Raw genomic sequence first — 13425 nt, 5'->3', positions numbered from 1 at the left:
CTTCGGTGGCTGGCGCGATGTCCTTATTCACGAGACCAAGCCTTTCAGCAACCGCGCGATTTCGGCTTCCAGCCCCGCAATGTCCGCCTCGATCTCGGCCAGCGGACGCGGCGGCTTGTATACGTAGAAATGCCGGTTGATCGGGATTTCATACCCGACCTTGGTCTTGGAGTAGTCCACCCACGCATCGGGTATATGGGGCAGCACTTCGCGCGCAATGAAACCGTCAATGTCCTTGCGGAACTTCTTTACCAGGTCCGCGTTGTCTTTGTCCGGGCCGAACGCCATCGGCAGCGGTAGTTTGGTGTCCGCTGGCAGAGGAATGTTTTCGGTATCGCGCAGTTCGCTGTCCGGCTCCGGATTGCCTTTGGCATCCCGGCAGATTTCCGCTTTCGGATCTCGTTCGCCCAGCGCCGCGAGCACGGCGTTCTTTACCGGCGCTGCCAGCTTGATGTCGGTGCGCTTTGCCGAATCCGTCAGGTCAATTTCGAACTGCGCGCGATCCCGGTAGCGTCCCTTGCCAGCCATCGAAGCCAGCAACTTCCGGATCAAATCTTGCTGGGCTTCGCCTTCGGCGACTTCACGCTGGCTCGCCTTGGTGTCCTTGCGCTTCTTTGAGACGGCCAGGTTGACGAATGCCGTCTGATCGTTCAACCGCGCGATGCGCTCGGCGCTGGCCTCGAAATTCATTCTTAGCGAACGCTCGACGGTTACTTTGAGATACCCGAATTCGTGATTTTGAAAGATGCGGGAAACCACTCGGGTCTCAATCTCGTCGTCGATCTTCACCCGCGCGGTCTCGCCGTCCCGGTGGTTACCGTATAGGTGCGTCAGCTGCCGGATCTGCTCTTCGGTGATCTCGTTACGCTTGTTGTTCAGGCTCTTCTTCATCTTCTGGAAGAAGCGCGTACCGTCGATGAGCTGCACCTTGCCTCGCCGCTCCTTCGGCTTGCGGTTGCTCACCAGCCAGACGTAAGTGTAGATGCCCGTGTTGTAGAAGAGCTGGTCCGGCAATGCGACGATGGCATCCAGCCAGTCCTTTTCGATGATCCAGCGGCGGATGTTGGAAGGGCCCGAGCCCGCGTCGCCTGAGAACAGCGGGGAACCATTGAAGACGATGGCGATCTTCGATCCCACCGCATCCACGTCACCGTGTTTGTACGGGTACATCTTGGAAATCATGTGCTGCAGGAACAGCAGCGAGCCGTCGTTGATGGCAGGCAAGCCTGCGCCGAAGCGGCCGTCGAAGCCGAGATCGTTGTGCTCTCTCTCGACGGTGACCTTCTGGTCCTTCCACTCCACGCCGAACGGCGGGTTAGCCAACAGGTAGTGGAAGTGTTTGCCTTGGAACCCGTCACGGGTCTTGCCGTCGCCCAGAGTGTCGCCGAGGACAATGTTCTTAGTGTCTTCGTCCTTGATGAGCATGTCTGAGCAGCAGATCGCCCAGGACTCGTCGTTGTATTCCTGCCCGAAAAGCGCGAGGTTGGCTTGTGCGTTCTGATCGAGGATGAACTTCTCGGATTCAGACAGCATGCCGCCGGTGCCGCAGGTCGGGTCATAGATGGTGCGGTAGATGCCGGGCGTGTAGACATCCTTCTCCCCGGTGTAGACCAGGTTGGCCATCAGTCGGATAACTTCGCGCGGTGTAAAGTGATCTCCGGCCTCTTCGTTTGCCTGTTCGTTGAAGCGCATCACTAGATGCTCGAACAGGTAACCCATCTGCAGGTTGTCGATGCGCGATGGGTGCAGATCGATCTCGGCCATCAACTTAACGATGGTGAACAGCCGGTTGCTGGTATCCAGCTTCTCGATCTGCTCGCTGAACTTGAACTTCTCGAAAATGTTGCGTGCGGTGGGCGAGAAGCCATCGATGTACGACACGAGATTGGACGCGATGTTCTCGGCGTCGCCCAGGAGTTTCTGGAAGGTGTACGAACTGGTGTTGTAGAGGACAGTGTTCTTGCGCTTCCGGTCCGCGGCCTTGCTGAGGATTTTCTCGAGCGCGGCCGGAGCCAGCTTCTTGTTTTTCTCGTGTGCCTTTAGAACCGCATCCTTGGTCGGTTCGAGCACGCAATCCAGGCGCCGCAGCACCACAAGCGGCAACATGACCAAGCGGTACTGCGGCGGGCGGTATGGGCCACGCAGGCGGTTGGCGATATCCCAGATGTGGCTCTTGAGTTCTTCGTGGGTGTGGACATTCATTGCGTCAGTGGCATCTTATTGGTTCTCTCGACTTTTCTTATGCTGCCGCTAAGCCCCAATTCAGTTGCTGGGGCCGGGCCGAAGTGTAGCCTAAATCAATATTTCGGACCGATCTCGGCGGTTGTGCGGCCACTTGTCCGGCCCGTCCACTTGATGGCCCCGGCGTGGTAGTTAGCCGTGGGTAGGATGTGTGTAACTGCGAGCCTGACAGGCATAGCCGCGGATAGTGAACGCGAACTTCTACCCCACGCTCTTTCATCGCATCTTCGATGCCTCCCCGCGATGCCGTTGGCGTAGCAAAGAATCAGCACGGGTTTGCTGGCCGCCCGCGCCAGATGTTCGGCGCGAAAGGCCAGGATGAGCGTCTTTCCCGATCCGGCGACGCCACGAATGATTCGGTGGCCTTCGCCTAATGACCGCGCCACCTGCTCCTGATGCAAGTCCATCACCGCGAGGATTTGATCTCTTTGCCCTGACGCCTTCGCTTCCAGCGGAAGCGCGATCTGACGAATCCGAATCTCGGGAAAGAGTAGGCCGCGCAAGCGATCGAACTCGGGGAGAGTCAATGTCGAACCCACCCGCGGCGGCACCATCTTCCAGAGCCGAGCGCAAAAGGCTTCTGGATCGACACTCTCACTCATCTCGTCTTTGAACACACAGCGGTCTTCAGGAAAAGCTTCATGCAGGTCAGTCTGCGCGAACTGTTTGCGAATGATGTTCGTGAACACGACGCCATACCCAAACGGCACGATCGACTTGCCCTGATACGGGTGACCCGGCGGATGGAGAAGCACCCCATCGCTCTGGATCAGCTTCATCACATCGAACATGTAGCCGCGGGCTTGTTCGAAGAGGCTGAGCGTTCGAACCGTTCCACCGGTTGTCACGAGCTCCACATCCGACTTGTTCGCGGACGCAATCGTGTCCATCCGCCAGTCTTTCACCTCGAGCACCAACGCGCCCTTAGCAGGGTGGACGATGACAAAGTCGGGATGCCGGCCGCGCGGGCCCATCGGCAGGTTGTGCCAGATGTAGGCGTTCTCTTCGAGGAAGTCTTTGAGGCGTTCGGCCAGACGCAGCTCGCCGCGGCTGTCGAAGCGGGCGGAGCCGAGGGAGCGGATCAGTGTCGCCATGATTCATTCGGCGCGAGCATAGAGGGCTGCTGCGGCCAGCGGTCTCGTTCAATGCACATGTCCGCCTCTAGCGTCATCTCAAGTCGAACCCACTTTCCACCCGGATTCTGCCAGATGGGAAAGCTAGACCCTGGAGGCAGCGCCCTGCATGCGCGGCCCGAGTGACGAGATGTTCATGAACGTCACGTCCCGGATCCGAGTTTGTCCAGGTAGGCCTTATAGGAGAACGAACGATCGCGCTTTCTGCCCGTGGTTTCCACGAGCACGCTGGCCGCGACGAGGGTATCGATCGCCTTCGCAGCAGTCGGTTTGGTGGTGCCAAGCATCCGCATCGAACTAGTAACGCTCAGCACCGGGTGGGCGGGCAACATCTCGAACAGCCGCGCGGCGGCGACCGATGTCGAGCTTTCCTCCAACACCTTCGCGCGATCCACGGCGACCAGGTTGAACAACTCCCGCGCAAGCGTGACCGCTTCTTCGCCCACGGTGGCCACTCCATCGAGGAAATAGTCGAGCCACCCTTCCCAATCGCCATCCGTGCGCACCCGACCCAGACGGCGGTAGTACTCGGACTGGTGCCGCCGAAAGAACAAGCTGAGATAGAGCAACGGATACGGCAGCAGCTTCCAATGTTCGAGCAGCAGCGAGATGAGCAAGCGCCCGATGCGGCCGTTGCCATCGAGATATGGATGAATGGTCTCGAACTGAACATGGACGAGCGCCGCACGCGCAATCGGCGGCAGCGCATCGTCGCCGTGCACATACTTTTCGAGCGCCGCGAGTAGTTGGGGAACCGCCTCCGGCGGCGGCGGTACGAACGCGGCGTTGCCCGGACGCGAGCCGCCGATCCAGTTCTGCGTGCGACGGATCTGCCCGGGTGCTTTGTGCGCCCCACGCGCGCCGCGCATGAGTCGTTTGTGCGTCTCGTTGAGCAGGCGCATGGAGAGCGGCAAACCCTTGCGTGATGCCAGCTGCGCACGCGCGTATTTCAGCGCCTCGACATAGTTGCAGACTTCTTCGACGTCAGGCGTGGGCTGCGTGTCTTCACTGGCTTCGAATTGCAGAAGATCGGTGAGCGTCGCCTGCGTGCCTTCGATCTGCGACGACAGGACGGCTTCCTTGCGCACGAAGCCATATAGAAACCACTCGACCGACGGCACCATCTGCGATGCGAGATCGAGGTGGCGCAGTGCCTGTTCCGCAGCGACTAGCCTCTGCGCGAGGATTCCATCCAGGGAGATGGGCGGATGGGTAACGGGCAAGGGCGCGGGCACGAAAGCCCGCACTTTTTCGCCTGCTGCCGAGTTGGATATATAAGAGCCGGTGGTTCGGGGCACTTTGCTTTCCTAACGAATGTATCTAGGAAAGAAGTCTTTCTTATACGCATTATACAAGTCAAGATATCTTTCTTAACGGATGCACCGGTTGAAATTACTTCGAAAAATCAACGGTTTGACGGTCATAGGTTGGACCGCTTCTTGCGGGCCAGAACGAAAAAGCCCCGGAAGCTTTCGCTGCCGGGGCCTTTGGACTACTGGCTGGTCAACGATCAGGTCTTGGAAGCCTGGTAGATGGATTCAATCGCCGTATCCAGCGACTTGTTGAACTCCGCATCGCTCTGCTGCGCCGTGAGCCCTTCAGAGAGCGCCCGCGAGAAGCTCGCAATCATCCCGTTCTGCCGCGCCAGCCGCTTGTTGGCCTCGTCGCGCGAGTAACCGCCCGACAACGCCACCACCTTCAGCACGCGCGGATGCTTCACGAGATCCGCATACAAATTGTCCACATCCGGAATCGTGAGCTTCAGCATCACCTGCTGATTCGCCGGTAGTTTGTCCAGCTCCGCGAGGATTTCCTTCTTGAGGATCTCTTCCGAACCCTTCTTGTCCGGATTCTTGATGTCCACTTCCGGCTCGACGATCGGCACGAGATCGTGCGACAGCACCTGCCTTGCGATCTCGAACTGCTGCTTCACCACAGCCTTGATGCCTTCCGCATTGTTCTGCTTGATGACCGACCGCTCCTTCGTGCCGAAGATGCCCTTGCTCTTCGCCTTCTTGAGCAGATCATCGAGCGTCGGCATGGGCTTCATGAGCTGCACGCCATTCACCTCATCCGCGAGACCCTTGTCGATCTTGAGGAACGGCACTACCTGCTTGCCCCACAGATAGTCAGCCGCCGGCTTGCCACCGAACTCGCGATCCATGGTCGCCTCGAACAGGATGGCGCCCGCGATGCGCTGGCCGGTGAACACGGGGCTGGTCACGATGCGCGTGCGCATCTGGTGGACGAGATCCATCATCTGCGCCTCGCCCGAGTAGGTGTTCTCTTCAACGCCGTAAAGCTTCAGCGCCTTCGGCGTGCTGCCGCCGCTCTGGTCCAACGCCGCGATGAATCCCGGCTGGTTGCGGATCTTGGCTGCCTGCTGCTCATTGATCATTGAATCGCCCCTCTGGTTAGCCTTTTATAAGAGGCGGGCATGGTAATGGGGGCCCCCGCATCAGGCAATCGCGGACTCAACCGCCCTCGACGTCGCTTTCGAGATCCTCTATCTCGTTGATTTCAAGCGAGGATTTGGCGCCCGCACTACCCGGAGCCGCGCGATCACTGCTGACATCCGCATCCTGCTCCGGCGCTTCGTTTTCCTGGTTGGAAACGGCGTCGACCGCCGTGCCCGGCTTGGCGGAGGCATTGGGACGTTCGGGGCTGATGGGCTGGATCGGGTTCATGGCAGTCCTCCTGGAACGGCAGCCTACCGGGCTGGCTACTCCTCTCTATAGGCGCTGGCCGCGCCCGGCCGTGAGACGGCGAGCCAGCTCACTGCTGGATCAGCTTGCCGCCATCGTTGAACCACAACGCACCTTCCACGGAAGACAGCCGCACACCAGCCGCCCAATCGTCGACCGGATTCGCCGGGTAGTTTGACGCGGCACCTTTCACGACCTCGGCGCCGAACGGGGTGAGCTTGGCTTCGGTACTGCGGATGCTCGACTGATCGCCGCTCAGCGCAAGCAACGGTTGCGGATTCCGCTCGCCGCCGAGCCGCAGCAGCCGGCCGAAAAGGTACCAGTCGCCGACGAGATCGCCTTGCTCGAAGGTATCGGCCATGGTGTAACCGATGATGCGCGACACTTCCGGCCCACGCGCCTCGACGCGCGACAGCAACGCGTGATCCCAATAACTCAACCCGTTACGTTTGTCCGGATACCGGCGCGTCATCAATTGCATCGCAAGCTTGAGCCAGCGGTTTGCCCGCGGATGCTCGCGCACAAAACCCGCGAGCAGCGACGGATCGGGGAACGTCAACGCTTCCCACGCGCGCAGGTAATGCTGTGTCATCTCCTCCGGCATCGGCCTCGGTTCGGGAGCAGCACGCATCTGGCCTTCGTTCAGCTCGCCGAGCCCGATGATGCGGCGGCCATTCATCATCTCGCACTCCACCAGCGAGATACGCGCGAGGTCCCCGCCGACCAGCTTCACTAGATAGACGGCAAACGCGATGAACAGCTGCTCGCTGACCCCCGTGGCCGCCCAGATGTTCACGCGCTCGGCATCCGCGAGGCGCTGCGCGTTGTCGACGAGATTGAAACGCGAATGGACGTGTTCGCTCGCGCCGCCGGGCACGAAGCTGCTCCAGTAGTCGAAGCGCAGCTTCGTCCACGCGGCGAGATCGGTGACGTACGGCGTGGGTCCGCAGGACAATACGTCCTGGTCGATCAGCAGCCGGTCGCGCGCGAAGAACACGCGCGTGAAGATGCCGCCCGCGGAGTCGCCGAGGATCAAGTGCAAACCGGGCGGCAACAGCTTGATCACTGCGGCACTTTCATGAGGAAGGAGAGGGCTTGTGAGGCGAAAGCATCAGGCGTCGATCCTAACGCGAGAGCCCGCAGGCGCGGCAATCGGTGCGGCATCTTGTAAAAGTTTCCAGCCGTCTTGCGTATTTGCCGGTCGCGGCCGGGGCAAGGCTCGAAACCGGCGTAACGAGCAGTCGCCACCGCTCGCCGCAATCTTCAGGGCGGCAGCGATACCGAGGCGAGCAATCCCAGCAAGATCGACGCGAGCGCGGCAGACTCCGGATTCACGGATAGCTGCGCGACAGATGCAGCGCCATCGATGCGTCGAAACCGCGCTGCTGTCCGGCGTTCAGCGTGTCGCGAATCGCCGCCGCACCGGCGTTCATGGCCCTGTCGCCCTCCGCACCCGCCGCCGGGTCGCCAAACAACCCGCTCGCAATGTCGAAGCCGAGCCAGTAGGAGCCGTCTTCCTCCAGCGCAGAGCGCGATGCAGATAGTTCGGTGTCCGCGGCCGCGATCGCACCACCGACACCGACCAGCGCGGCGTATTTGTTGCGCGTCAGCGAGTACGCGGCCGCAATGTCGAAGCCGCGCTGTTCGGCGCTCGTCAATGCATCGTGATAACGCTGCTTGCCGGGGCCGGGCGCAGTGTTGCCTTCCCAGATCCCGAGGCCGATGACGAACCCGCGCCGGGCCGGGTCGTCGGGCAGGCGGGCCAGCAGCATCGTGGCCAGTTCGTCGCTGGCCGCCATCTGTCCACCGCGCACGCTCATGGCATCGAGCTCCGCGTTGGCAGGGCCCGCGGCGGCGTTGCCCCCGTTTCCGCGGCACTGGTTGACGAGACTGGGCGCGGCGGGCGACTTGCGCGCCAGCGCGTCGCGCGCCGCGTCGCAGATCGAGCGCGTCGGCAGCGGCGCCGAGCCGGTATTCACGCGGCCTAACGACTTCACCGGCTGCTGCTGTTGGGCCTGGCATTGCTTCTCGAGATTCGGCGCGGCCGGTGAATTGCGCGCGCGGGCTTCGCGCGCCGCCTCGCAGATGGGTTTCGGCGGCCCCGACGGTGTCCCGGTGTTCACGCGGCCCAGCGATTTGACGGGCACCGACGGCAGCTTCGAGGAATCGAGATACAGCCGGCCGCAGATGAGGCCGACGGCATCGACCCAGATCCCGGAGCGGCCGTGGATGCCTACGGGAACTAGGCCCGCCGGGCAGGTCTGCATTCCGCCGTACAACAACACCGGGTCGTAGCCGGTGAAGGGCCCCGCGTCGGTGTGATGGATCTGCTTGCCATCGAACATCGCCGTGGGGTAGTTAGTCAGCGGCTGATTCGGTTTGGCGATGCTGCAGTACAGCCGGACGTTGTTCACGATCACGGTGTCCTGCCCCTCGTACTTGATTTCGAGGCCGGCGATCGCGGGCGCGTTATCCGGGCACAGCAGCGTCAGCGGGCCGCCGCCGCCACTGCCGCCAAAGCCGTTCGAAAAGGCGTGCCGCGGCCCGATGACGTCCGGCGCATACGCGGAGACGCAGACGGGGCGGATGTTGTCGACGTCGTTGCCGGTGCGCAGCTCGAAGCCGGTGAGGATGTCGCCGCCAGCGCAGCGCGCGACGAACCGTCCGCCGCCCTCGCCGCCCTGGGGCGGCAGGAATTGATCGACCTGCGCGAACGCGGGGCTCGCGAGCAGCAGGCCGAAAAACAGGGTCGAGGCGAAGGATTTGCGGATCATGTTGCGTACTCCCTATTCAGGAATACGCGGCGGGTGCGGCGTGTTGGACAGCCCGCGGGCTATTTTTCGGGGGAGCCTCGCAGGCGCAGCGCCCGCAAGGACGGCGGCGCGATGAATTGCGGCGTCTGGGGCCCGATACGCCGGTCGCGCAGCTGCTCGACCGTGCGTGCGGCGCCGGCAAACCAGTCGGCCACGGTGAGGACGCCGTCGCCCTTGAGCCCTTCGATCAATCCATAGGTGAACAGGCCGTGCCGGCCCGGCTCGTATTCCTGCGACTCCTCATCGCCTTTGGATGCGAGGATGAACGCGACGCGCGACGACGCCGAGCGCTTGAGCAGCGAAAAATCCTGCACGGTGCCGAAGATCTGCCGCGCGGCGCAGGTGTCGACGATCAGCAAGCGCCGGCCTGCCGTGTTGCGCAGCGCCGCGGAGACTTCCTGCCAGCCGACCAGCGACGACACGGCCGGCAGCGAACCGCCGCCCAGCAACGTATCGATGTCCGTGCGTTTCGCATCTCGCGGCACGAAGAAGTAGTTTCCTTGTTTGTCCGAAAGACCATGCGAGGCGAGGAACACGACCACGGTGTCCGCACCCGTCGCGACGCTCAGGCCGTCCAGCGCTTTCAGGACGGCCGCGCGAGTCGGCAGTGTTCCGTTGTCGCTCAACGTCTGCTGGTGCACGCGACGGAATTGCCCGGCGCGCGCCGCCACGAGAGTCTTCGCGAACTCCTCCGCATCGCTGGCGCTGTATGAGAGCGACAGGTCTGCATCGAGATCGGTGAACTTGTTGGCGCCCACCGCGAGCACATACAAGTCGCCGGCGGGAGCGCTCGCCGTCTCGCCCGTGACGAACTTCTCCGTCTCGCCCAGCGAATGGCCGTTGGACACTTCGATGCGCACGGTGTTGTCGCGGTCGGTGATCGGCACGTCAAGCTCGCGCGTGAACTTGAGCCGCTCGTTCGCGCGTAACGCCCGACTCGCCGACGGCGTGACCGGTATGTCGTTCACGTACGCGGCCAGGTCGCTCATCGGCAGACCCAGGCTCTCTGCCCGCACGCGGATGCGGCGTGTATGTGTCGCGGGCGAAACCGACAGCAGCTCGACGCTGATGCGCGGCGGCGCGCTGTCGATGAGCGGCGCGGCCGCCTGCGGCGCTTGGCCCGTGAACGGACCGCCTAACAACTCTGGCCGGTACAGGGTGCGTTCGAACTGCACGGCGCGGAAGAAATCCGGTTTGGTGTCCGCGCCGCGATTGATCTGCCAGCCGACGATCCGGTCCCCGTACGGCGACGCGGCGTAATAGCCCTGCGGCGTCCAGGCGACCCAGTCCTCGCCGTTCGCGTGAATGAAGGCGGACGCAAGCAACGCGCCGTCGACGGAAAACCAGTGGATTGCGCCGTCGCCCAGAACCACGACCACGGCGTGTTCGTCCGCGCTGACGTTCACCGCGCGCACCACCGTTGGCATGCGTATCGACCAGCGCTGCACGCCATTGCGGTCGAGCGCGCGCAGCGCCCATTCGGTGCCGAGCACCATCAGGCCGGCGCGCGGCGCCAATGCATACGCGTGCGGTGTTTCGAAGGGCTCGAGCGCGGGCGGCTTGGCGTTGATCGTGAGCGGCGCGTCTTTCGCCTGTTTTATCTTCCAGCCGGGGGCGCCGACGGTCGGTGGCAGCAGCGCAGCGTCTGGGGCCGCGGGCCGCGCCAGCTGCGCGCGCAGCAGCGAGAAGCGCCGCAACGATTGCGGTTGCGGCGCGAGCGCGATTTCGATCGTCGCGCCGTCGCGGGCCACGCGCAGCGTTTGTTGAGCGGTCCGGTAGTCGGGCACGCCGGACAGCAGCAGATAGCGCCGCCGGCCGGCGGAGTCGATGAGCCCGAGCGCCGGATCTTCGGCGGCAAACAACACGCTGTCGTCGCTCGTGACGGCGAGGTCGCCGATGCGCGCGTGGGCCAATGGCATTTGCAGCGGCGGCCCGGGCGCGGTCACCACCCAGCGGAAGACGCAGGCATTCTGCGGCGCGACCGGCTCGCCGGTGGCGATCAGCGCCAGGGACTTCCGGTTCCACGCCACGCGCGTGAGATTGCGCGGCGCGCTGGCGCCGTCGAGTTTCAAGGTGCGCAGCACCGACAGATCCGCGGCGTTGAGGATCGAGACGCGCGGCACGTCGTTGTACCCCACGGCGACGTAGCGCCCGTCGGGGGAATAACGCAGGCCGAACGGCTCGTGGCCGGCAAGTCCCGCGTTCACCCGGCCCGAGAGCTTGAACGCGCCGTCATACACGCGCAGGAAGCCGTCCAGCGAGGAGGTGATCAGCGTGTTATGCGGACTGAAGTCGAGCTCGAGCAGCTTGCCGCGGTATTCGGTATCCGCCGCTACGCGCAAGCGATCGGCGACTCGATATACCTCGAGCCCCGCCGCGCCCATCATACCGGCCGCGAGGTGTTTGCCATCCGGGGAGAAACGCAGCGTTGCGACCACTTCGGGCAGCCCGGCGATCCGGCCGCGCAGCTCGCCCGTGCCGGAGTCCAGTAGATAGATGCAGGCGTGATGCTCGGTGTCCCAGCAGGTCCAGCCGGCGGCCGCCAGCGTGCGACCATCGGGCGACAGTGCGAGTGCGTAGAGCTGGCCCTCGGCCTGCAAACCCGCCGGCACGCGGAACGTATCGAGCAGCCGGCCATCGGCCAGACGCCACACGCGGATGGTCTTGTCTTCAGAGGCGGAGTACGCCTTGCCGGCGGATTCGTCCAGCGCCAGCCCGTGGATGAACGCGGTGTGCCGGCCCGTATCGATGCGCAGCAGCGGGGCCGTTGGCAGCGGCTCCGCGTGCGCGGCCGCGCAGGCCATGGACGACAGCGCGAGCAGCGCTGCTGCCAGGCGCGCGTTCACATCCCGACTTGGATGCCGAAGAAGAACCGCGCGTCGCGATTGCCTTCGGCGGCCACGTCGCGGTCGAGCGGAATGGCGTACTCGATCGCGCCCTGCCAGCGCTGGCTGGTCAGGCGCAGGCCCACGCCCGCGGAACTGGCATGCTCGCTGGCGCTTTCATTCACCGGCTCGCGGAATCTCACGCGGCCGACGTCATAGAAACCGTACACCGAATACCCAGCGACACCGCGGTCCGGCAACGCGCCGGCGTAGCGCAGTTCGAACTTGAAGGCCTCGCCGGAATCGCCCGCGAGCTCGCTTGCGTCGTAGCCGCGCCCGAAGGTGTCGCCGCCGAATGCAAACAGCTCCGGCGCGAGCAAGGTGGTGAAGGCGTGCTGCGCGCTCACCGCCGCCAGCGCCGACCACGATCCGCCCCAGGCGTTGCCCAGCGATTGCAGTCGCGCCAGGTACAACGTGGCCTTCGTGAAATCGCTGCGGCCGCCGGCGCGCGACAATGGCGCGGTCGCCGTGCCCTGCTTGCGCGCGCCGAGCGCGTCGAGGCCCTGGGCGATGTCGAAGTCCACGGTGTTGATGCCGCGCGCACCGTCGGCGACATCGAACGACACGCCAAGGTGAATGGCGCGGATGCTGTCGTTCGACAGATCGGCGCTCTCGAACTCGCTCTGGCCGTCGAACGTGGTGAGTGCTGCGCGTAGATAGAGGTTGCGGGCGCGGGAACGCGCAAGCGGCGCGCGCACTTCCAGCTGCGAGGCGATGGATTTCGTCTCGAGATCGGCGGTCTCGAGGTTGGCGGCGCGGCCCGGCCGGGCGCGTACGCCCGTCGTGCTCAGGTCCCACTGGAGGCCGTGGGCGCCGAACGCCGAGCCGTAGTCGAGGCCGACAAAGGTGAGCTTGTCGTCGAGGCTCGAGCCGGCATGTACGCCGAGGTGATCCCACTCGCCGATCAGGCCGTAGCTGCCGAAGTCCAGGTTCGCGCGCTTCGTGCCGAGCGAGCGGCTGCTGCGGTTGTTGCTGGCGACGGAGACGGTGGTGTAGTCGCGTGCGACGTCGACGACCAGGTCGGCCGCGCCTTGCGTCGTGGCGGACGGCACCAGCGTGCCGCGGCCGCGCACGCGCGCGAGATCGTTGATCAGCAGCAGGTAACATTCCAGCGCCACCGAGGTCAGCGGCCGCGTGCCCTCGAGCTGCGCGCCATATTTCGTCAGCAGCCTGTCATCGGCTGCGACGTTGCCGCGCAGCTGGATGTGATCCACGTAGCCTTCCACGGCCAGTAGTTTGAGCTGGCCGGACTTGATGTCCTGCGCGGGCACCAGTACCTGCGACAACACGTAGCCATCGCGACGGTAGCGCGCGGTGAGCGCATTCGCGATGCTGAACACCTGCGCTACGGAGATCTCCTGGCCGATCGTGAACGCGCTGGTCAGCGTCGATGTCTCATACACCGTCGCGCCTTCGATGGTGACGCCGCGCAGTGTGAATTTGAGATCGGCGGCATTCGCGGGCGGCACCTGCTCGGGTGTCGGCGGCGCCACCTGCAGCACGCTGCGCTCCGGCAATCGCAGCTCGTGCAGGCCGCGCTGGATCTGGCCCGGCTCGAGGCCGGGCGGGATCACGATCTGCGCGCTCGCCGCAGAGGCCACCAGCAGCAACGCCAAAGTTCTCGGGATGAATGAGTGGTGCACGGCTC

At 63.9% G+C, this 13425-nt stretch carries 9 protein-coding genes; all 9 read right to left on the bottom strand.

All coding sequences use genetic code 11. The annotated features are described in order from the left end of the window. Nucleotides 1–27: 27 nt before the first annotated feature. Nucleotides 28–2202 carry a class I SAM-dependent DNA methyltransferase gene (locus WDO72_12000; protein ID MEJ0086402.1) on the bottom strand — a complete coding sequence of 725 codons (2175 nt, stop codon included), beginning with the start codon at nucleotides 2200–2202 and terminating at the stop codon, nucleotides 28–30. A 95-nt stretch (nucleotides 2203–2297) separates the two neighbouring features. Next, nucleotides 2298–3335: an NERD domain-containing protein gene (locus WDO72_11995; protein ID MEJ0086401.1), complete on the bottom strand. Its 1038-nt coding sequence runs from the start codon at nucleotides 3333–3335 to the stop codon at nucleotides 2298–2300. A gap of 182 nt (nucleotides 3336–3517) precedes the next feature. Then, nucleotides 3518–4672 carry a Fic family protein gene (locus tag WDO72_11990; protein ID MEJ0086400.1) on the bottom strand — a complete coding sequence of 385 codons (1155 nt, stop codon included), beginning with the start codon at nucleotides 4670–4672 and terminating at the stop codon, nucleotides 3518–3520. Nucleotides 4673–4884: 212 nt separating this feature from the next. Continuing rightward, nucleotides 4885–5772, bottom strand: a complete 888-nt coding sequence (locus WDO72_11985; protein ID MEJ0086399.1) for a fructose bisphosphate aldolase — start codon at nucleotides 5770–5772, stop codon at nucleotides 4885–4887. A 76-nt stretch (nucleotides 5773–5848) separates the two neighbouring features. Next, complete coding sequence (locus WDO72_11980; protein MEJ0086398.1) at nucleotides 5849–6061, bottom strand: hypothetical protein; 213 nt, start codon at nucleotides 6059–6061, stop codon at nucleotides 5849–5851. Between the two features lie 88 nt (nucleotides 6062–6149). Then, complete coding sequence (locus WDO72_11975; protein ID MEJ0086397.1) at nucleotides 6150–7145, bottom strand: DUF1835 domain-containing protein; 996 nt, start codon at nucleotides 7143–7145, stop codon at nucleotides 6150–6152. Between the two features lie 265 nt (nucleotides 7146–7410). Then, nucleotides 7411–8853: a hypothetical protein gene (locus tag WDO72_11970; GenBank protein MEJ0086396.1), complete on the bottom strand. Its 1443-nt coding sequence runs from the start codon at nucleotides 8851–8853 to the stop codon at nucleotides 7411–7413. A gap of 59 nt (nucleotides 8854–8912) precedes the next feature. Continuing rightward, nucleotides 8913–11738 (bottom strand): hypothetical protein, encoded by a 2826-nt coding sequence (locus tag WDO72_11965; GenBank protein ID MEJ0086395.1) that lies wholly within the window; start codon nucleotides 11736–11738, stop codon nucleotides 8913–8915. Continuing rightward, entirely contained in the window at nucleotides 11735–13420 is a 1686-nt protein-coding gene (locus WDO72_11960) for a ShlB/FhaC/HecB family hemolysin secretion/activation protein (protein MEJ0086394.1), read from the bottom strand. The genes WDO72_11965 and WDO72_11960 overlap by 4 nt, the downstream gene beginning before the upstream one ends. Nucleotides 13421–13425 lie beyond the last annotated feature (5 nt).

It is taken from the genome of Pseudomonadota bacterium (genome assembly GCA_037200975.1).
Lineage (GTDB): Bacteria > Pseudomonadota > Gammaproteobacteria > Steroidobacterales > Steroidobacteraceae > CADEED01.
The sequence above is the reverse complement of the archived record's forward strand: the minus strand, read 5'-3'. Positions and strand labels throughout refer to the sequence as shown.